Raw genomic sequence first — 20177 nt, forward strand, 5'->3', positions numbered from 1 at the left:
AGAATGGAAGAAAAAGGAACGATACACATACATCTGTTGACAGAGCTGACTGGAAATCTTTATTCAGAAGAATCCGAATGGGAAGAAGATTGGTCGGAGAGTGGTGAATATGGAATGCCGTTAGATGGAACAGAACTTGCCGATTATGAAGAAGTCATCCGAGAAGAACTGAAACGCTATGGGGAAGATGATCTCATGCAGTATTTTGAGGGAAGTGAGTCCATTCAGGGAAAGATACAAAGTGCAGTTGTTACGATAGAAAACAAAGACGGAATCCTGTACGGATGTACCAAACTGGAATTAAATGAACTTTTAAGTCAGGAAGAACTACAGGAATTCACTGAATACATTACAGGACAGTACAGTGACGGTTGGGGTGAAGGATTTGAGCAGAGGGATATCAAGGTAGATGGAGGAACGCTGAATGTGCATTTTTGGCATCCTGATATAGAACAGCCGAAAATGTATGAGAAGAAAACAGAGCAGATTCCGACAAAGCCTGAGAAACAACGTCCCAAGTTACAGCTCCTTGGACATAATGGGAATATTTTTTCCATTATGGGCGATGCCTCAACTATTTTGAAAAAGAATAAACAGACAGCAGAAGCAAAAGAAATGTGTAAAAGGGTATTGGAAAGTGGGGACTATTACAAAGCACTTTTGATTATCAGTGAATATGTGGAAACCGAGTTGAGTCCACCACCAAAAGAAAATAAAAAGACAAAGAAGAAAAATCAGCCGGAACGCTGAGAAAAGAAAGGATGATGCCTATGACAAATGGCCTGAGTTTGGAAGAACTTATGAAAGAGGGAACATACCCAGAGGAATATGCCGAAGGGGAAAACTGGAGAATATTACATGGAGATACATTAAAACTGGTCAAAGCATTCCAGCCGGGAATCTTTGATGCAGTCATTACCGATCCACCGTATGCGTCCGGTGGAACAAAGCAGAATGAAAGAAATCGTACTACAAACCAGAAATACAGCAGTATGAGTGCTGCAAATGCACTTCCGGATTTTGATGGGGACAATAAAGATCAGAGATCATGGACTCACTGGATGGCCGAGTGGCTTTACGATGTGCGGAAAGCCTGCAAGAAAGGAGCTCCGATCTGTCTGTTCATTGACTGGCGTCAGTATCCATCGATTACCGATGCATTGCAGTGGGCAGGATGGATTTGGCGAGGAACAGCGGTGTGGGATAAGGGAAACTCCCGTCCACAGAAAGGCCGTTTCCGCCAGCAGGCTGAATACATTGTGTGGGGCAGTAACGGACCGATGCCAATCAACCGTCCAGTATCTTGTCTGCCGGGCGTCTTCCGATATGGAAATCCGCAGAACCGGATTCATGTGACAGAGAAGCCGTTGCAGCTTATGAAAGATGTCATCCAGATTTGCGAACCGGGAGGTCTGATCCTGGACCCGTTTGCCGGGGCAGGAACGACTGTCCTTGCAGCGGTTATGACAGGTTATCGTGCAGTGGGAATTGAGGTAACAGATGCCTACTACAAACTGGGAAGTGACAGAGTGAGAATTGCATTAGAAGCAGAGCAGAAAGAGGATGAAAAGTAGCCGGGATGTCCAATTGGACATCTTGTTTTTTATAGAGAAAATGCATGGCATCCAACTGGATGCAGGAAGGAGATGGAGCGTATGGAACAGGCGCTGGCTTATGTGTGCTGTTCAGCAGAAGAAAGCCGGGTAAAAGTGCAGAAATATTGCAGAAAAATCTATGAACTTGGGTATGTACCAATCTGTCCGAGATTTGTATTCTCACCATTCTTGGAAGAGTCCGATGCAGAAGATATGCAGGGATATGGAAGAATGTCACATATCCTTTTACGGAGATGCCGGATGGTAGTCGTATGTGGAAAAGAAGTGACAGGAACAATGAATACCGAAATCAGTATGGCAGACAGACTCCATATCATTTGTACGACACTTGATGGATTGGTACAGATAAAAGAATCAAAATAAATCAGAATCGAGTCAATCCAGTGCTACAGAAACTGGTGGTACTCGTATTGCAAGCATAGCGTTTGGATATCCAAACGCACTTTGGGGAGAACCCCAATCCCCCGGACACAGACGGAAATGGAAAGGAAGGATCAAGTCATGTTAAGAAATGGAGTAATGATTGTAATCGCATTGATGAGCGGAGGATTTATAGGAGTGATAGTGACCTGTTGCATGGTTGCAGCGAAAAAATCCGATGAGGAGCTTGGCGATATGATGAAAGAGAAAAGAGAAGGGACGGTGATGCAATGCGAAAACGAAACCATGTGATCCCGGTGCGGTTAAATGCAAGGGAACTCAGGGAATTGGAGGAACAGGTGGAAAAAAGCGGACTGAGTCGGGAAGAGTTTATGCGTTCGCTGATCTTAGGAGCACAGGTACACGCAAAACCTTGTGAACATCACCCGGAACTGCTTAGGAAGATAGCGGGTCTGTGCAATAATGCGAACCAGCTTGCCCATGTTGCGAATGCTTCGGGAATGGCAAGTGAGCAGAGTGTACAGGAAATGCTCCGGCTTACCAAAGAGACATGGCATCTGGTAAAGGAAGAGTGGTAATGACAGATGGCTTATACAAGTGTTATCCCCGTCCACCGCCTGGACCGTTCCATCGAATATGTGAAAGACAAAGAAAAAACCACACAGAAAGCAGACTCTCTGGAGGCTGCCATTGATTATGCCATGAACCGGACAAAGACGGAACAAGCGGTCTTCGAAGATACCATCGGATGCACCAATGAAAATGCGTATGAAGATATGCTGACAACGAAAAAGAGATTCCATAAGATGGGCGGTGTGGAAGGATACCATCTGGTACAGAGTTTTGCAGAAGGTGAGGTGACACCGGAACTGGCACATCTCATCGGGCAGGAACTGGCAGACCGGCTCTTAAAAGGACAGTTTGAAGTAGTCATAACAACACATCTTAATACCAGACACTATCATAATCATATTGTCTGGAATTCTGTAAGCATGGTGGACGGACATAAGTACCATAGTAATGCTAAGAGTTATTATACGGAGATCCGTAAGATTTCCGATGACCTGTGCAGAAAATATGGTCTGTCTATCATTGAATCCAATCAGAAAAAATCAATCCCTTATGTACAGTGGAAAGCAGAACAGGAAGGAAAACCGACATGGAGAATGGCGATCCGTTTGGATATCAGGGAATCGGTACAGGAAAGCTACTCCTGGTTACAATTCCTAAAAGAGATGGAAAAGCGGGGTTATACATGGAAACTGAACAGGAAATACATTTCTTTAAAAGCTCCGGGAATGGAGCGGTATATCCGTCTGCGTTCTCTCGGAAAAAACTATTCCGAAGAGGAAATACGTGGGCAGATACTACAGCCAAAGGTGAAACGAGTCTATCAAAAGGCAGTACAGATTCATCCCAAAAAGAAACTGACCGGGATTCAGGCACTGTATTATTCCTATTTATATCAAATGGGGGTACTGCCAAAAAGACCGAAAAGGAGTCCATACGCTGTCAGAGAGGATATCCGGAAACTGGACCGCAGGATTGAACAGATTGAATTTCTACTGAAACATGACATCATAACCAGAGAGCAGCTTGCCGCGTACCGAGAGCCATTGCAAAAGCAGATTGCGGAACTTATGAAAGAACGCAGAAGATTGTATCGGAATGGGGGCAGGGAGACTGGGGAAGAACGATTGTCCGAAATCAATGAGGAATTGAAGCGACTCCGTAAGGAAGTTCGTATGACCGTTCAGATTGAGAAACATTCCTTGGAAATCGAAGCGAGACTTCAGGAAGCGGAAGAACAGAGCCAGAATGAAAAACGTGTGGAAGATAAAGAAAGAATGCAGAAAAGTCAGGAGATGAGATAAGTATGAATTACGGAGCAGAACCGGCAGATCAGGTGGTACGGTACAGTCTGGAAGGGATGGAGTATTCGCTGAAGATCACCGGGAATGTAGCAAAGCATGTGGCAGTCTTTATTGCTGCCGCCTTGAAGGACCAGAAAAAGACAAGAGGGAAAACAAGACTTACCAGAATGTTAAAGGAACAGCGCCCGATGAAATTTTTTACCGTTCCGGGTGACCGTTTAAAAGAATTTGCAAAAGAAGCCAAGGCGAGAGGTATCTTATATGTAGTCATCAAAGATAAGGTGAATCCGGACCAGACAGAGGTCATGGTATTTGCAGATGATGCAGCGAAGATGAATCGGGTATTAGACCGGATGAATCTGGATTTTGTAAAAGCAGAATCAGGCTCTATGGTTACGGAAGCAGTGGAAAAAGAGACTGCACCGGAAAAGGCAGAAAACCAGATGGAAAAAGAAACCGGGGAGAATGTACGGACAGAGACCGTTGTCCTGCCGGAAGGCAAGATAGAATTTGAACTGGACGATGCGGAAGAAATGTTCCAGATCGGGGATGAGGCTTTCCCGGAAGGAAATTTTACACAGGCGCAGGAGGGGGAAGAAAAGAATCCATCCGAACCTTTCTCGCGCAACAGAAATACTTCTTCCGATCGGGAAATTAGCTGGAAAGAAAAGAATGAAAAACCATCTGTGCGGAAAGAACTCGGAGATATCCGCAAGGAACAGGAAGAGAAACGTAAGAGGCCGGACAGACGGAAAAATGCCAGAGAGAGCCGGAAGAAACGTAAGAATATGAAAACGAAAGGCAGGTAATGTATATGGATTTAACAGATATGATTTCAGGGGGAACGGAAGAACAGCAGGTTCCTGAACAGAAATTGACGAAAGAAGAATATGCAGCCAAAAAACAGCAGGAAAGAGAAGAGGTATGGGCTGAAGTAGATTCACAGGCACAGGGAGTTTTTCAGGATGGAGAAAAACTGAAAGGCTTTCTGGACTTTATGGCAGAGTGTAATACCCAGAGAACACCGAATCTGCTTTTGATTTACGGACAGCATCCAGATTTTAAGGTGGTAAGGTCTTATGAACGCTGGAGAGAAGAACACCGTTCGGTCAAAGTCGGGGAACATGGCATTACTTATATGATTTCCACTGAATACGAAAAAGACGGAGAAATGCGGAGAGGGTATACGATTGGAAAAGGATTTGACATCAGTCAGATGTCTGGAAAGCCATTGGAAGAACGCCCTCAGCGAAGTCTGACAGAACTGATAGGAACTGTCTTAAAAGACCAGTCGGTACGTGTGCAGATTGAGGATGATCTGCCAGACAAAGTGCAGGCCCAGTACAATCCGAGATACCGTACCATTTATATCCGCAACGGAATGAGTGAAGTAACGACATTCCATGCACTGAACAGAGAACTGGCGTGTGCAGCACTGGACCAGCATACCGGAACCTACAGCCGACAGAAAGTCAGTGCACAGGCTTATTGTGCAGCCTATGTGATTGCGAAACGTTATGGTGTGGATGTTACCGGATTCAATCTGGAGTATATTGCACAGAGAAATGAATGTGGAAAGAAAGATCCACAGGAACTGAGAGACTTTTTAAATGATGTCCGTCAGGCTTCCTATAGTATCCGAAACCATATCGAACGGAATTTTGGTGCAAAGGAACAGGAGTATGTAACCGATGAGTTCGCAATCGGAGACCCTGTAAAAACACCGGAAACCAAGGATGAAAAAGCATCTGGAAAAGAGAAAAAAGCAAAGAACCAGCCGGAACGATAAAAGTGAAAAAGTTGGACGGTTGGAGTAGCTATTACGGAGGTCTTGTGATATGGTTGGTGTAACAAAAAAGGAGGTCAGCCAGATGACAAAATACTATTTGAAGAAGGATAACATTATGAAAAATATGTTCGTGGTGGCACTGAATGATGAGCTACAGGCGCAGAGTGAGCAGGATGAATGTTTGGAAGAAACGAAAGCTCTTCTGAAAAAAGTAAGTGAATACGACCTCGCTCAGAAACGACTGCAGATTACAGCCGGGGAACAAAGGCAGATCCGTAAGGCACTGAACAGACTCAGAAGTAAATATCTTGCAGCCGTAAGATACAGTGATGGAATAGATAAAGTTATTATTCAGGTTGCAAAACCGAATACTAGCAGACACATGTTCTGGTAGAGAAAGGAGTGGTTGATTGGTCATTTATTCAAGAGAAAAAGTGGCAAGACTTAGAGAACAGTATCCGGCAGGAACAAGAATCTGTCTGAATTCGATGGATGGAGAAGCGGGTATGCCGCAGGGACTGGAAGGAACTGTGCAGTATGTGGATGATGCAGGCCAGCTTGGTGTTAAGTGGGACAACGGCAGAAGTCTCTCACTGATACCGGGAGTGGATTCCTTTCATAAGAAAGAAGGACAGGGACATCCAGAAGAAAAGCCACGCAAGAAAAGAGAATCTGACTTGCAGAGATAAGTACAAAAAAGCAGGACTGGGTTCTGTATCTTGTCTTTCTGCCATTTGTCTGGTGGGCGGCAGCGATTACCGCTTGTGCCATTACACCGGATAAGAATTTTATTCAAATCTTAGAAACGCTGAGCGAAAAACTCGAACAGCCGTTTTTTATCACGTATACACCGTATACGTTCAAATGTATTCTGATATTCACAGCAGCCTATTTCTTAGGCATTGGTATTTATGAATCCCAAAAAAGAAATTATAGAAGAGGCGTGGAACATGGTTCCGCAAAATGGGGCAACGTGTCCGAAATCTGCAGACGTTACTGCGAAAAGCAGTACACGAATAATCTGCTTCTGACACAGCATTTCCGCATGGGACTGGATGGATATAAGCATAAACGAAATTTAAATGTGCTGGTAGTCGGAGGTTCCGGGGCAGGAAAGAGCCGGACCTATGCGATTCCGAACATCATGCAGTGCAACTGCTCGATGGTGATCACAGATCCGAAAGCGGAACTTCTGCGCAAAACAGGAGGTGTTCTGGAACGGAATGGATATGAAGTCCGGGTTTTTGATTTGATCAATCCGGAGACTTCCTGGTGTTATAATCCGTTTGCGTATGTCCGGGATGACAAGGATGTGCTGAAACTAATTAACAACCTGATCCGCAACACGACACCGAAAGGTGCACAAAGCTCGGACCCGTTCTGGGAAAAGTCAGAGACTGCACTTTTACAGGCACTTATGCTGTATTTACTGCATGAAGCTCCACCGGAAGAACAGAACTTCCCGATGATTATGGAAATGCTTGGAAGCGCACAGGTCAAAGAAGATGATGAGGATTACCAGTCACCATTGGACATTTTGTTTGAAAGACTGGAAATGCGGGACCCAGAGAGTATTGCGGTCAAGCAGTATGCCATTTATAAGCAGGCGGCCGGAAAGACCGCAAAGTCTATTTTGATATCGGTTGGTGTCCGTCTGGCAGCGTTCAATCTGAAACAAATCGCCAACCTGACCTGTACGGACGAACTGGACTTATACAGTATTGGGGAGAAAAAAGTAGCACTGTTTTGCTGTATTCCGGATGCAGACACCAGCATGAATTATCTGGTCGGCATGATTTACAGTAATCTGTTTCAGACACTGTATTATGTGGCAGATCGGAAGTACGGAGGAAGGCTTCCGATTCCGGTACACTGCATTATGGATGAATGGCCAAACGTAGCCTTGCCGGATGATTTTGACAAGATTCTGGCAACCATGCGGTCCAGAGGGATTTCCTGCAGTATCATCATCCAGAACATTGCACAGATGAAAGCCTTATTTAAAGACTCGTATGAGAGTCTGATCGGCAACTGCGATGAATTTTTATATCTGGGTGGAAATGAAAAAGAAGGACATAAGTATGTCTCGGAATTATTGGGAAAAGAGACATTGGATACCAATACCTACGGACAGACAAAAGGGCGTAGCGGCAGCTATTCGGTGAATTATCAGCAGACAGGAAGGGAACTTTTAACACCGGATGAAATACGGCTTTTAGATAACCGCAAAGCGATTTTGTTTATTCGTGGGGAGCGTCCGATCATGGACGATAAATATGATTTAAAAAAGCATGTGAATTTCAGATACACAGAGGACGGTGGTGCATCGCCTTATGATTATGCGAAAACACCACTGGCTCACGACGACCTAAAGATTGACATTAACAGATTAGACGATTACGAACTGCTGTCTACCGAGGACATCCTTGGTGAATAGCAGTTTTTTGATGGATTGGAGTGATGTGTATTGAAGAAACTTCTCACAGGAGAAAAAAATAGAACAAAAAAGAATACAACTGAAAAAATGATAACCCCGATGCCGATGGGGAGAAAACAGAAAAAGTGGATGAGCCTTTATATGGCACTGGTACTGACCGTAACGGTTGGAGCAACGACCGCATTCGCAGCCGGAGATCCGTTGTCCGTTATCAATAACCTGTCTACCTTTATTTTTTCTCTGATTCGTGCGATCGGTTTGATTTTGCTTGGATTTGGTGTTGTGCAGGTTGGTCTGTCTTTAAAAAGCCATGATCCAAGCCAGAGGGCAAATGGATTTCTGACACTGGCCGGAGGGGTAATTATTACGTTCGCCAAAGAAATCCTCGATTTGATTATGGCGTAAGCCTCTTTGAAAAAATATATCAGGAAACAGCAGGAGTGCCGGAAGGTACTCCTGTATTCAAAAATATGTTTAAGGAGGTGAGAGTTTTTGAGTGATAACTGGATTGTACAGAATCTAAACTCAGCACTATCCACATGGAGTGAAAAGATGGCAGAACTGTGGACTCTGCTGACCGAAAATCCGGCAACTTTTAAGGGCGGCGGCATCTGGCGGATTATGGTAAATATTAATGATGCACTGACAGCCATTGCTTATGGATTACTGGTATTATTTTTCGCAGCCGGAATCATTAAAACGTGTGGCAGTTTTACAGATCTGAAAAAGCCGGAACATGTGCTAAAAGCATTTATCCGGTTTGCACTTGCTCAGGGAGCAATTACATACGGGATGGAACTTATGCAGGCACTGTTTTCCATTGTGCAGGGAATCGTGACAACCGTAATGAGTGGCTCCAGTATGGCAGGAAGCGTGACGGAACTGCCAACGGAGATTGTAGATAAGATTGAGAGCGTGGGAATGCTGGAATCCATTCCGTTGTGGATTGTTACACTGCTTGGCAGTCTGCTGATCACTGTATTGTCATTTGTAATGATCCTGACAGTGTATGGCAGAATGTTCAAAATCTATATGTATACGGCAATCGCCCCGATTCCGATTTCCTCATTTGCAGGAGAACCCACGCAGTCCATTGGAAAGAACTTTATCCGTTCTTATGTAGGCGTATGTCTGGAAGGGGCAATTATTGCACTGGCATGTATTATCTTTTCTGCTTATGCAGCAAGCCCTCCGGCTGTCGGAGATACGGAGTTGAGTGCAGTTACAATCGTGTGGAACTATGTCGGAGAACTGGTATTTAATTTACTGGTGCTGGTTGGAGCAATTAAGGCATCTGACCGTATTGTCAGAGAAATGATGGGACTTGGAGGTTAAAAATATGGATATAAAGAAAACATTAAGATATAACTGGGAATTTGGACGTGAGACAGTAGCAATACGAGTGAGCTCTTATCGGAACAATGGAAATTTATATGTAGGACTCTGCCATAAGGAAGGGAGAGAATGGGAAGATTTTGGAGATGTAACCATTAATCTGCCCTATCAGTTCTTAGAGCCAAATGAGGCTTTTATAACAGGAGATTTTACCAAGGATATGCTTCATTTTATCAAGGAACATAAACTAGGAAAAGTGTTGAATGAAACAGGAAGATCAGGATATGCAACCTATCAGAAGGTAGCGTTTGATCTAGCAAGACTTGCGGAATTTGATCCGGAAGGCGTTGCAGAACACTGTAGATTTGCCGGGATAGAAGTACCGAAAGAAAAACCACAGAAAACGAAGAAACAAAGCAGAGGAAAGGAGCGATAAGTTATGGAAGTCAAGATGAATAAAGAAATCCGGGACTATCAGGAATCCATGTTTATGGGACTGGACCTGAGACAATGTGTGTGTTCTGTTCTTGCGATTCTTACAGCAATCGGAATTTACTTTGGAATGCGTGAAATTACCGGACAGGAAATAACCGGATGGCTGTGTGTGCTTGGTGCTACTCCATTTGCTGCCTGTGGCTTTTTCAAATATCATGGTATGACAGCCGAACAGTTTTTATGGGCAGTGATCAAATCCGAATTGCTGTATCCGAAGAAACTGGTGTTTCAGTCGGAAGATATCCACTACTCCTGCATGCAGGAGACCATCTCGCTGGGAGAAAAGAATCAAAAGGATGGAGCGGAAATCATAAAAGAGCGGGAGCAAAGAGCAGAAGCAAAACAGAGAAAGAAACGCAAGGGAAGGAGTGATGCCTTTGATTAAAACCTTAAGTCAGGCACTTCGGATGGATAAGGAACGCTTCAAAGTTCCGAAATCAGTCCAACAGGCAATTCCCATCCAGCGAATCTGGCCGGATGGAATTTTTCAACAGGGAACGAAATTCTCAAAAACATATCGTTTTACAGATATCAACTATTATATTGCGAGTAAGGACAATAAGACAGAAATGTTTCTGGATTATTCCGAACTCTTAAATTCACTGGATTCCGGCATTTCTGCCAAAATTACCATCAATAACCGGAGAATCAATAAAGAAGAATTTGAAAAATCAATCCTGCTTCCAATGAAGGAAGATGGACTGGACCACTATCGGGAAGAATACAACGAAATGCTCCTGTCTAAGATTACAGGAACAAACAACAGCATCTATCAGGAACGGTATCTGACTGTCAGTGTACATAAAAGATCGATTGACGATGCAAGAACCTATTTTGCACGTATCGGAACAGACATCGTAACACATCTGGCAAAGTTATCGTCCACAGCAGAAGGACTGGACGCAGAGAGCCGGCTCCAGATTTTCAGGGACTTCTTCAAGGGAGATGTCCCACAGGCATTTCCGTTTGATCTGAAACAATTTGCCAAGAAGGGAACAAGTTTCAAGGACTGGATGTGTCCGGATTCTATGGAATTTGAACGTGACCATTTTAAAATCGGTGACAGGTACGGAAGAGTCCTGTATATGCAGGATTATGCAAGTTATGTTAAAGATGACATGATTTCAGAACTGTGTGACTTCAGCCGGAATCTGATATTGTCGATTGATATCCTGCCAGTCCCTACGGATGAAGCGGTAAGGGAAATCCAGAACCGACTGCTTGGTGTGGAAACCAACGTGACCAACTGGCAGAGAAGGCAGAACGCTAATAATAACTTCTCGGCAATCGTACCATACGATATGGAACTTCAGAGAAAAGAAACCAAGGAAATGCTCGATGATCTGACAACCAGAGACCAGCGTATGATGTTCGGAATTTTGACAATGGTACATCTGGCAGACAGTAAAAAACAGTTGGATTCCGATACGGAATTATTATTGTCGATAGCAAGAAAGCATCTGTGCCAGATGGCAACATTAAAGTGGCAGCAAGTGGACGGACTCAATACAGTGCTTCCTTACGGACTGCGAAAGATCAATGCCCTGCGTACATTGACAACGGAATCAACGGCTGTTTTAATCCCGTTCCATACACAGGAAATCCTGCAGCCGGGCGGTATCTATTATGGGCAGAATGCAGTCAGCAAGAACCTTCTGGTAGCCGACCGGAAGAAACTGATGAATGGAAACAGTTTCCGGTTGGGCGTCAGTGGATCAGGAAAGAGCTTTTCGGCAAAAGAAGAGATTGTGCATCTGGCATTGAGTACCGATGACGATATCCTGATTCTTGATCCGGAGTCCGAATTCACAAAATTAGTAGAGGCTCTGGGTGGACAGGTTGTAAAAGTATCTGCGACATCAGACAATCACCTGAATGCAATGGATATGGACGCAGCCTACGGCAATGAAAAGAATCCACTGATTGAAAAATCGGAGTTTATTCTGTCTGTATTTGAACAGTTGGTTGGAGCAGGAAACCTGTCAGCAAAAGAAAAGTCAATCCTGGACCGCTGTGCTGCAGATGTGTACCGGGATTATATCCGAAGTGGTTATACCGGAGAAGTTCCGACATTGAAAGATATGTACCGACAGTTGATGTTACAGCCGGAAGAAGAGGCAAGGGGACTTGCACTGTCATCCGAACTTTTTATCAATGGAAGCCTGAACACCTTTGCACAGCCGACCAATGTGAATAAGAAGAACAGGATCATGGATTATGATATCCGGGAACTGGGGGAACAGCTTATGCCACTGGGAATGCTGGTTACCTTAGACAGTATTTTCAACAGGGTAATTCAGAACTGGAAAGAAGGAAAAACGACATGGATATTTGCCGATGAGTTCTATCTGTTATTCCGCTATGAATACAGTGCAAATTTCTTCTACCGACTGTACAAGAGAATCAGAAAATACAATGGATTCGTGACAGGTTTAACCCAAAATGTTGAGGAACTTCTGAAATCGGACACTGCAAGACTGATGTTGGCAAACAGTGAGTTTTTGATTCTTTTGAATCAGGCAAGTACAGACAGGGAAGAATTGGCAGCTCTTTTGAATATTTCCGAAAACCAACTGTCCTATATTACAAATGTATCGGTTGGCAGTGGCCTAATCCGTTGCTCTGGGAATATCGTACCATTTGAGAATACGTTCCCAAAGAATACAGACCTTTATAAACTAATGACAACAAAACCGGGAGAATCATAATGAAGAAAAAAGAAGAAGTAACGATAACTTTTTATGCTGCAGAGTGCGGTGAGTTCCATGATTTAGGAGAATATACAAAATGCAGAACGCTGGAAGAGGCATATAAAAAGTACCAGAAATATTGTAGAACATCTGCCAATATGTGTCCGGCTATTGAGTTTTCTATTCATGATCCAGAATCAATTTATTCAGACATGGAATATCCATTACCGTTGTCATCAAAAGACAGGGGAGACTTGGAACTTGTGCCATATTACAACGAACATCCACTGGTAAATGAGGCAATCAGACAGGTGGAGCAGTTGCAGAAACAGCAGGAAAAAAAGAAACATCGGGATGTTGCCCGATGAGATAAGAGATACGGAAAGAGGGTGACCGGATGAAAGATATCAAGGAACGGGTAAGGGATAAGAATCCGAAGATTCGAAATCCGGCTGCCCGACTTCCGAAAGAACTGGTTCGCTCAGCGGTTCTGGAAGCAAAAGAAAAGCCAAGGGAACTACATGAAAAAAGCAGTGGGCAGTCAGAATCCCCAACACAGTATGGAACTGAAAAAATAGAATCCGTACAGTACAGAGCGGCGAGTGTGGCAGGAAAAAGTATAGGGAAAACCACATATCAAGGTGGAAAAAAACTTGCTGGAGTGACCTACAGGAAGATAAAGGAAAGAAAAAGCAGACAGGAAGAAGCGAAAGCTGCCGAAGAAGCAATGGAGCAGGGGGCAGAAAGCGGAAAGAAATTAATCAAGTTGAAACCGGAGCAGGCAGCACTTGCCAAGGAGAATGGTAAACGGCAGGTGAAAGCAGCACCGAGAGTGGTAAAAGTATCCGGTCTGTCTCAAGAAAAAATAAAGACACAGGCATCCATGCAGAAACAGCAGATGGAAAAAAGTCTTCAGGCGATGCAGAAAGCAAGAGCAGCCCAGATGGCAAGAAAGTCAGCACAGGCATCGGCAGAAAGTGGAAAAGCAGTCCTTCAGGTAACTGGAAAGGGTTCAAAGTTATCCGTACAGGGAATTACAGCAGCGATTCAAAAAGGGGTAGTAGCTCTTGAAAAAATGGGAAAATGGATTGCTGCCGGAGGTAGTGCATTTCTTCTGGTATTTATTCTGATTGTGGGAATCATTGCAGGAGCAGCTTTCAGCAGTAATTCGGAAAGCTCCGAATCCCTAAGTGAAGAAGTGCTTGCGTATACTTCTGTGATACAGCAGTATGCATCCCAATACGGCATTCCGGAATATGTGTCTGCGATACAGGCCATCATGATGCAGGAATCTGGAGGCAGGGGAACAGACCCGATGCAGTGTTCGGAAAGTCCATATAATACAAGATTCCCACACACTCCTGGTTCTATTACTGATCCGGATTATTCGATAGAGGTTGGAGTACAGACCTTTGCAGACTGTATCAGACAGGCAGGATGCAGCAGTCCACAGGATCTGGACAAGCTGAAACTTGCATGGCAGGGATATAACTATGGAAATGGCTACATAGGATGGGCATTGCAAAGAGGCGGTTATACAGAAGCCAATGCATTGCAGTTTTCACAGGAACAGGCAGCTTCGCATGGATGGAGCAGTTACGGAGATCCCCAATACGTTCCCCATGTGATGCGGTATTATTCCGGTGGCAGCCTGTTTGCTGGTTTGTTTGGTAATCAGCAGATTGTGTCGGTTGCAATGGGGCAGCTTGGAAACAGTGGCGGTCAGAAGTTCTGGAGCTGGTACGGATTTGACAGTCGGGTAGAATGGTGTGCCTGTTTTGTAAGCTGGTGTGCGGATCAGAGCGGTCTGATTGCAAGTGGGAATGTTCCTAAATTCTCATTGTGCAGTGATGGAGTGTCCTGGTTTCAGGGAAAGAATAAGTGGCAGAGTGGCGGAACAACTCCGACAGCTGGAATGATCATCTTTTTTGACTGGGATCATGATGGAACATCGGATCATGTAGGAATAGTAGAAAAGTGTGAAGGTGGAAGAGTTTACACGATTGAGGGAAATTCCAGTGATCAGGTACGGCAGAGAAATTATGCAGTAGATTACAGTTCTATAATGGGATATGGGGTGATAAATTGATGGTTTCTTTCATAATTTGTTAAGGATTTTATAAGGAAGTTAATGAATCCTTTGGAAAATAGTCACAAAATAGGCACAGTTGATTGATAAATTGTTATTGTAACTTTTAGTGATAGACATATAAAGAGTTAGAAATCTTTATAATTGACTTGAATTAGGAGGTAGTGAATATGAGTGATCAGAATGTAAAAGCAGCACAAAAATATTTAAATGCGATGTTTGGTGGACATAAGGATTGGGTAAAACTGGATGAAGATGGAAAGACCGGAACAGCCGTGATGCAGGGAATCATTCGTGCATTTCAGATTCAGAATGGAATCTCAACGATTACAGGAACGGTTGGACCACTTACTATTAATACCATGAAGAAGTTAGCCATTATTACAAAAATGGATCCGAATGATACTCCGCAGGTTAATGTATGCTTGATTCAGTGTGCTCTGTTTTGCAAAGGATATGCTGCTGGAGGAATTACTGGAATTTATTATACATCAGGAGTAAATGCAGTTAAAAAGATGCAGGAAAATGCAGGACTGGAAGTTACGGGCAAAATTGATTGGAAAGTTTGGTCTGGATTGTTATCCCTAAACTGGTTTACAAAGGTTTCTGGTGGGGATTCCAATATTGTTCTTATTCAACAGCAATTAAATAGTGACTGGTCAGATGTTATTGGTGTTGGACCTTGTGATGGAATTGCCTCAAGACAGACAATTTTGTCTTTAGTTGGTGCATTGCAGGCGGCTGAAGGAGTTACAACTGAATTAATTACAGATTTGAATTCAGTTAATTTTGGCGATGCAACAACAAATGCGTTTCCGGGTACATTACAGAACGGACAGAACTCGACGAAATATGTTCCATTTAATAAGATTGCTCAATACGGACTATATTTTAACGGATATAATCCGGGAAGATTCGATGGCGTGTTTGATTCGACTACAGAGTCAAAGGTGTCAGAATTTCAGGAGTTTTATGGTCTGACAGGAATTGGACTTGTAACAAAAGGAAAAGTAAATGTTTCTACTATGAAATCATTGCTTACGAGTAAAGGCGATACAAACAGGGCAGCAAAAGCGTGTGACTGTGCAACAGTATTAAATAAACAACAGGCATTAGATATAAAAAATGCAGGGTATACTCATGTAGGACGTTATCTGACAGGTTCTGTTGGAAAAGAACATACACCGAAATATTTGACATCAACAGAAGTGAAAAACATTGAAAATGCAGGATTATCGGTATTCCCGATATATCAGGATGGAGGATATGAATTAAACTATTTTAAGGATCCGTCCCAGGGAAGTGTTGATGCACAGACAGCAATTTTAGCAGCCGAGAGAATCGGTATACCAAGTGGAACGACTATATACTTTGCAGTGGATTTTGATTGTTATTCATATCAGATTGATACATTTATTATACCTTATTTTGAACAGATTCACATGATCTTTTTCAGTTCGACAAATGATAAAAATTATAAAGTCGGCATTTATGCACCAAGATATGTATGTACTAAAGTTTATGAAGCAGGATTGGCAAGTAAATCATTTGTGGCAGATATGTCAACTGGATTTAGCTGTAATTTGGGATATTCGATGCCGAAGAACTGGGCATTTGATCAATTTTGTGAGTTGAACTCATTTTCTTCATCACCTTCGTTCCCACTGGATAAAGATGCATATTCAGGGAGAGATACTGGATTTAAAAAGTTCGATGCCGTATCGACAAAAACAGATGAGGAAATAGCGCAAGAAAATCTTCGGGCAAAGGTAAAAATAGCACGAAATCAATATGTCTATAATGTAATGGAGCCGCTTGGTTATCTGAATAAAATTATGGATGTGGGTGTGGAGTATGATAAGGAAATTTCACTGGGAACAATGATGAGTCCTCAAGGAGCAATTGATATTTCTACTAAAATATCCACATCGCTTGAAAGTTCAACTGGTAAAATTTATAATATAAAAGTGGATATAGGAAATGATGGAGAATTGACACAAACTTGCAAAAATCAAATTATGGAGATTTCATCAAATTTATCAGATACAGGTATAGAGGGAGCAGATAACTTTGGAAATACGATAGAAAAAATTGCTTTATCGGTTAAATCTGGTAATATTGCTTTTGAAATAAATAATGTTTTTGCCAATAGTGTAGAGTTTTCCATTGTATTTAGTACATCAGATTTGCTGCCAGAAGAGGAAAAAGAGTGGACAATATCGGTTGCTTTGATTTTTACAATGACATTAAATTCTAATAGTGGTCTTGAATTTAATGTTGTAGAATTCACAAAAGAGCATAGTAATATACTGGCAGGAGCCGTAATATTAGTTCTTGCGGGTGCATTAGTTGTAAATGCAATTCCGTCAATTATTGCTTTATTTTCAGCTGGAGCAGGTACTGTTTTTGGTTTGTTGATTCAAGCGCTGTAAATTGTAAAAGAATAAAAGAGACAATGGCCAGAGGTTCGATTTTATAAAGAGGACCTCTGGCAAAAGGGGGATTAAGAAGAATGCATATTAAATCAATTGTGTCAGATGAGGATAGGGAAGAATTAGAAAGAATGCTTTCGCTTGGGTTTATAATTCCTAATCAATTATTTAAAACAAGACAGAAAAGTAGAATGATTATCTATATTTTTACACCTGTAGAATTTTTACTGTCGATTAATTGTTATCTGTCGGAAAGTTATTTGATGTTTGGAATAGGGATTGGAACTTGTGTGGCTTGTGTGGCTTGGATTATTTGGTATCAAATGATTGGTAAAAATTTTGAAAAAAATGTTCATGAATTTGTCTGGGGTAGATCAGGATATGAAACGGTGGATATCGATGAAAACGCAATTAAAATAGATGAAGATCAAATTTATGAATTTAAAAATATTGATAGAATGTTCTTATATAAAAACTTCTTTTTTTTCATAACAAATGAAAAGAAAATATTTATATTTAAAACGACAGATATGGAGTCGGATGAACTTATAAAAATTATTAAAACAACAGGGATTTTATTTGAAAAAAAAGAAAAACCATTTAATATTTATAAGTATTGTAAAAAAGGAAAAAGTTTTTAAAAATAAGCAGAGGATGGTGGATTTATCATCCTTTTAGAGAAGAGCATGTATTTTAAAGGGAATCTGGTTTTGCAGGTTCCCTTTTTGCCATCAAAAACGTTGATGTTTTATCAAATGACGCTAAAAATAAAAAGAATAATGCAGGGGGTGACATTATTAGTTATCGCTGTAATATTTGGATAAAATATAAATAAAACATAAAAAATATAAATAAATTATAAAATGGCGACAGTTTTTTCTTGTTCAAGTGTTTATTATATAGAGGACAAAATAAGACAGCAAAGGAAGTGGTGCTGTTGCATCGGAAAAATGACACAAAATTAGTGATGTCCATTCGGGAAAAGAATTGAAGGGGATTCTTTTCCCCATTTGTCGTGTTACGAAAGACTGAGGGTAAGAAAATATGCTAGAACTTGCAATCTGTGATGATGACATCATCCTATGTAATTGGTTAGAACAGAAGCTGCTCCATTATGGGAAAGCGAATGACTGTCAGATATCTATAGAAATATACTATTCTGCGGAGCAGCTTCTTAACAGGCTGGAAGAAGAATCCTACGATATGTTATTCCTTGATATTTGTCTGGAACATGAGAATGGAATTGATATCGGAACGGAGATACGAAAGAAAAATTATGGAAAAGAACTGCGGATTACCTATATTTCAACATATCAGGAATATGCTATGAAATTATTCCGTATTCATCCATTTGATTTTCTTGTAAAGCCAATCCGAGAGGAAGAACTTTTCCGGGTGATAGGTGAATTACGGGAACTGTTAAAAGAACGGAAGAAAATATTTGAATATACGGATACAAAAGGAATCCACAAGATTTCTTATGACAAGATCCTGTATTTTTATAGTCTGGGAAAAAGAGTACATATCGTGACATCGGAAAAAGAATATGAATATCGAGGAAAATTAAAGGATGTAGCGGATGTAACAGAAGAATATTTCTTACTGATTCACAAGTCCTATCTCATCAATATGGAACACGTGGAGCATTACGAATATGACAACGTGGTTATGAAAGACAAGACACGTCTCAGTATCAGTAAAGCAAATCGCAAGAAGGTCAGGGAAAGACTATTACAAACGGAGAAGAAAAGATTATGAATATCCATTTGATCACTTATCTGACAAGTAAATTATTCTGGATTTATACTGTGTTCCGTTACAATACCATCCTGTATCCAAAAAATGAGGATACACAAAAGCTATTTGCATATTTTTGTGCATATCTGCTTTCATGCTGGGGAAGCATGCAGTGGGGAACGATGTACGGAGATCTGATCTTTGAGCTGATAGCTCTGTTAATTATAACAGTGGCATATCAGGCAGACTGGCAACATCATGTCTGGAATACACTTATGGTATATATTATGGGAATTTTATGTGATGGGATTCCAATCGTGTTCTTTCAACGGTATGCGGTAGCAAGAAATCCGGTGCATCATCACATGGGACCGGGAACTATTGTAATGGGAAATTTTATATTCTTTTTACTGGAAGTCATTATTGAAAGAAAAGTAGGTGTAAAGAGAAGTTATTATATAAAGAACCGTCATTGGCTTGCTATGCTTTCTGTCCCGGTGATCAGCATTATAGTCTGTATCAGGATATTGCTGCCAGACAGAAGAGGTGTGCGGTCTACGATTGTATTATTCTTACTGTTTATCAATGTGTTTATTTTCTATCTGCACGATGAGGTTCAGAAAAGTTATATTGAAACAGCAAAACAGGAAGAGATGAAAATTCAGATGAGCCAGTATGCAAAAGAACTGGAGATGATGATGAAATCACAGGACAGGCTGAATAAGATACATCATGATTACAAGCACCATCTTACAACAATAGGGGCAATGGCAAAAACGGGAGGAAATGAAGAGATTCTATCGTATCTGAAACAAATGGAGAATATAGCCGGAACAGCCTTATGTCATCATTTATATACAGAAAACCGTAATATGAATAATCTGCTGAATTATATTTTGGAAGATTCGAAATCAGTAATTGAAAATCCGGAGATTTCTGTAGAAATACCGAATCATATAGGGGAAGAATTATTTGATATAAGTATAATAGTGGGAAATCTTATGGATAATGCTATTCGTGGGACAGCAGCTTCAGATGAAAGGAGATTATCGTTTCAGATGTATTATGGAAAAGGAATCATGAATATCCAGATTGAGAATAGCATAAAAGATACACCAAAAGTGCGGAATGGAATTTATCTGACAACGAAAAGCAGGAAAGAAGGACATGGAATAGGATTACAAAATGTGAAACTCGTAGTAGAAAAATATCATGGTCAGATGGAGATCTGCCATACGGAGAAATCCTTTCAAGTGAAAATATTATTATATATGAAATTAGATGAAAAATAGTAAGGCGATG

22 protein-coding genes are annotated in these 20177 nt (G+C 41.6%); all 22 read left to right on the forward strand.

Translation table 11 applies throughout. From position 1 onward, the window contains the following. Positions 1–3: 3 nt before the first annotated feature. The 22 genes from PGR14_RS03300 (at position 4) to PGR14_RS03405 (ending at position 20167) form a co-directional block, all read left to right on the forward strand. On the forward strand, positions 4–750 hold the full coding sequence (locus PGR14_RS03300; protein WP_118198978.1) for a hypothetical protein: 747 nt from the start codon (positions 4–6) through the stop codon (positions 748–750). Between the two features lie 20 nt (positions 751–770). After that, positions 771–1574, forward strand: coding sequence for a DNA-methyltransferase (locus tag PGR14_RS03305; RefSeq protein WP_023923433.1), 804 nt, complete (start codon positions 771–773; stop codon positions 1572–1574). Between the two features lie 81 nt (positions 1575–1655). After that, positions 1656–1979, forward strand: coding sequence for a DUF7768 domain-containing protein (locus PGR14_RS03310; protein WP_015513330.1), 324 nt, complete (start codon positions 1656–1658; stop codon positions 1977–1979). 138 nt (positions 1980–2117) lie between these two features. After that, on the forward strand, positions 2118–2288 hold the full coding sequence (locus PGR14_RS03315; RefSeq protein ID WP_117482321.1) for a DUF3789 domain-containing protein: 171 nt from the start codon (positions 2118–2120) through the stop codon (positions 2286–2288). Further along, positions 2267–2575, forward strand: a complete 309-nt coding sequence (locus PGR14_RS03320) for a plasmid mobilization protein (RefSeq protein ID WP_024852688.1) — start codon at positions 2267–2269, stop codon at positions 2573–2575. The genes PGR14_RS03315 and PGR14_RS03320 overlap by 22 nt, the downstream gene beginning before the upstream one ends. Before the next feature lie 6 nt (positions 2576–2581). Beyond that, the gene (locus PGR14_RS03325; RefSeq protein ID WP_118198977.1) at positions 2582–3871 is read left to right on the forward strand and encodes a relaxase/mobilization nuclease domain-containing protein; all 1290 of its coding nucleotides are present in this window, start codon (positions 2582–2584) and stop codon (positions 3869–3871) included. Between the two features lie 2 nt (positions 3872–3873). Beyond that, entirely contained in the window at positions 3874–4680 is an 807-nt protein-coding gene (locus PGR14_RS03330) for a PcfB family protein (RefSeq protein ID WP_007884625.1), read from the forward strand. A 5-nt stretch (positions 4681–4685) separates the two neighbouring features. Next, entirely contained in the window at positions 4686–5660 is a 975-nt protein-coding gene (locus tag PGR14_RS03335; RefSeq protein WP_044927355.1) for an ArdC family protein, read from the forward strand. 49 nt (positions 5661–5709) lie between these two features. Continuing rightward, positions 5710–6054 (forward strand): hypothetical protein, encoded by a 345-nt coding sequence (locus PGR14_RS03340; RefSeq protein WP_270222971.1) that lies wholly within the window; start codon positions 5710–5712, stop codon positions 6052–6054. 40 nt (positions 6055–6094) lie between these two features. Continuing rightward, the gene (locus PGR14_RS03345) at positions 6095–6349 is read left to right on the forward strand and encodes a DUF4314 domain-containing protein (RefSeq protein WP_080543130.1); all 255 of its coding nucleotides are present in this window, start codon (positions 6095–6097) and stop codon (positions 6347–6349) included. 23 nt (positions 6350–6372) lie between these two features. Beyond that, the gene (locus PGR14_RS03350; RefSeq protein ID WP_154301185.1) at positions 6373–8097 is read left to right on the forward strand and encodes a VirD4-like conjugal transfer protein, CD1115 family; all 1725 of its coding nucleotides are present in this window, start codon (positions 6373–6375) and stop codon (positions 8095–8097) included. Between the two features lie 87 nt (positions 8098–8184). Next, complete coding sequence (locus tag PGR14_RS03355; protein WP_044927371.1) at positions 8185–8502, forward strand: glutamyl-tRNA amidotransferase; 318 nt, start codon at positions 8185–8187, stop codon at positions 8500–8502. Positions 8503–8589: 87 nt separating this feature from the next. Next, entirely contained in the window at positions 8590–9432 is an 843-nt protein-coding gene (locus PGR14_RS03360; protein WP_172590441.1) for a hypothetical protein, read from the forward strand. A gap of 4 nt (positions 9433–9436) precedes the next feature. After that, positions 9437–9868: a DUF4313 domain-containing protein gene (locus tag PGR14_RS03365; RefSeq protein ID WP_007884639.1), complete on the forward strand. Its 432-nt coding sequence runs from the start codon at positions 9437–9439 to the stop codon at positions 9866–9868. Between the two features lie 3 nt (positions 9869–9871). Next, on the forward strand, positions 9872–10312 hold the full coding sequence (locus PGR14_RS03370) for a PrgI family protein (protein ID WP_007884640.1): 441 nt from the start codon (positions 9872–9874) through the stop codon (positions 10310–10312). Then, on the forward strand, positions 10305–12635 hold the full coding sequence (locus tag PGR14_RS03375) for a VirB4-like conjugal transfer ATPase, CD1110 family (protein WP_199596345.1): 2331 nt from the start codon (positions 10305–10307) through the stop codon (positions 12633–12635). Before PGR14_RS03370 ends, PGR14_RS03375 begins: the two co-directional genes overlap by 8 nt. Next, positions 12635–12985: a hypothetical protein gene (locus PGR14_RS03380; protein WP_006426970.1), complete on the forward strand. Its 351-nt coding sequence runs from the start codon at positions 12635–12637 to the stop codon at positions 12983–12985. The genes PGR14_RS03375 and PGR14_RS03380 overlap by 1 nt, the downstream gene beginning before the upstream one ends. A gap of 29 nt (positions 12986–13014) precedes the next feature. Further along, positions 13015–14706, forward strand: coding sequence for a lysozyme family protein (locus PGR14_RS03385; protein ID WP_006426969.1), 1692 nt, complete (start codon positions 13015–13017; stop codon positions 14704–14706). A 170-nt stretch (positions 14707–14876) separates the two neighbouring features. After that, entirely contained in the window at positions 14877–17138 is a 2262-nt protein-coding gene (locus tag PGR14_RS03390) for a glycoside hydrolase domain-containing protein (RefSeq protein ID WP_007884642.1), read from the forward strand. Between the two features lie 80 nt (positions 17139–17218). Beyond that, a complete protein-coding gene (locus PGR14_RS03395; protein WP_006426967.1) occupies positions 17219–17779 on the forward strand; it encodes a hypothetical protein in 561 nt (186 codons plus the stop codon). A 403-nt stretch (positions 17780–18182) separates the two neighbouring features. Next, on the forward strand, positions 18183–18896 hold the full coding sequence (locus tag PGR14_RS03400) for a LytR/AlgR family response regulator transcription factor (RefSeq protein WP_015513340.1): 714 nt from the start codon (positions 18183–18185) through the stop codon (positions 18894–18896). Continuing rightward, the gene (locus PGR14_RS03405) at positions 18893–20167 is read left to right on the forward strand and encodes a sensor histidine kinase (RefSeq protein ID WP_055215245.1); all 1275 of its coding nucleotides are present in this window, start codon (positions 18893–18895) and stop codon (positions 20165–20167) included. Before PGR14_RS03400 ends, PGR14_RS03405 begins: the two co-directional genes overlap by 4 nt. The last annotated feature ends 10 nt before the right edge of the window (positions 20168–20177 follow it).

The organism is Coprococcus sp. AF99-45 (assembly GCF_027663865.1).
GTDB classification, from domain to species: domain Bacteria; phylum Bacillota; class Clostridia; order Lachnospirales; family Lachnospiraceae; genus Allocoprococcus; species Allocoprococcus comes.

What these genes read in the sequence shown, in the direction of transcription:
- PGR14_RS03300 (WP_118198978.1), top strand. Translation starts at nt 4, where the DNA reads ATGGAAGAAAAAGGAACGATACACATACATCTGTTGACAGAGCTGACT.
- PGR14_RS03305 (WP_023923433.1), top strand. Translation starts at nt 771, where the DNA reads ATGACAAATGGCCTGAGTTTGGAAGAACTTATGAAAGAGGGAACATAC.
- PGR14_RS03310 (WP_015513330.1), top strand. Translation starts at nt 1,656, where the DNA reads ATGGAACAGGCGCTGGCTTATGTGTGCTGTTCAGCAGAAGAAAGCCGG.
- PGR14_RS03315 (WP_117482321.1), top strand. Translation starts at nt 2,118, where the DNA reads ATGTTAAGAAATGGAGTAATGATTGTAATCGCATTGATGAGCGGAGGA.
- PGR14_RS03320 (WP_024852688.1), top strand. Translation starts at nt 2,267, where the DNA reads ATGCGAAAACGAAACCATGTGATCCCGGTGCGGTTAAATGCAAGGGAA.
- PGR14_RS03325 (WP_118198977.1), top strand. Translation starts at nt 2,582, where the DNA reads ATGGCTTATACAAGTGTTATCCCCGTCCACCGCCTGGACCGTTCCATC.
- PGR14_RS03330 (WP_007884625.1), top strand. Translation starts at nt 3,874, where the DNA reads ATGAATTACGGAGCAGAACCGGCAGATCAGGTGGTACGGTACAGTCTG.
- PGR14_RS03335 (WP_044927355.1), top strand. Translation starts at nt 4,686, where the DNA reads ATGGATTTAACAGATATGATTTCAGGGGGAACGGAAGAACAGCAGGTT.
- PGR14_RS03340 (WP_270222971.1), top strand. Translation starts at nt 5,710, where the DNA reads ATGGTTGGTGTAACAAAAAAGGAGGTCAGCCAGATGACAAAATACTAT.
- PGR14_RS03355 (WP_044927371.1), top strand. Translation starts at nt 8,185, where the DNA reads ATGATAACCCCGATGCCGATGGGGAGAAAACAGAAAAAGTGGATGAGC.
- PGR14_RS03365 (WP_007884639.1), top strand. Translation starts at nt 9,437, where the DNA reads ATGGATATAAAGAAAACATTAAGATATAACTGGGAATTTGGACGTGAG.
- PGR14_RS03370 (WP_007884640.1), top strand. Translation starts at nt 9,872, where the DNA reads ATGGAAGTCAAGATGAATAAAGAAATCCGGGACTATCAGGAATCCATG.
- PGR14_RS03380 (WP_006426970.1), top strand. Translation starts at nt 12,635, where the DNA reads ATGAAGAAAAAAGAAGAAGTAACGATAACTTTTTATGCTGCAGAGTGC.
- PGR14_RS03385 (WP_006426969.1), top strand. Translation starts at nt 13,015, where the DNA reads ATGAAAGATATCAAGGAACGGGTAAGGGATAAGAATCCGAAGATTCGA.
- PGR14_RS03390 (WP_007884642.1), top strand. Translation starts at nt 14,877, where the DNA reads ATGAGTGATCAGAATGTAAAAGCAGCACAAAAATATTTAAATGCGATG.
- PGR14_RS03395 (WP_006426967.1), top strand. Translation starts at nt 17,219, where the DNA reads ATGCATATTAAATCAATTGTGTCAGATGAGGATAGGGAAGAATTAGAA.
- PGR14_RS03400 (WP_015513340.1), top strand. Translation starts at nt 18,183, where the DNA reads ATGCTAGAACTTGCAATCTGTGATGATGACATCATCCTATGTAATTGG.
- PGR14_RS03405 (WP_055215245.1), top strand. Translation starts at nt 18,893, where the DNA reads ATGAATATCCATTTGATCACTTATCTGACAAGTAAATTATTCTGGATT.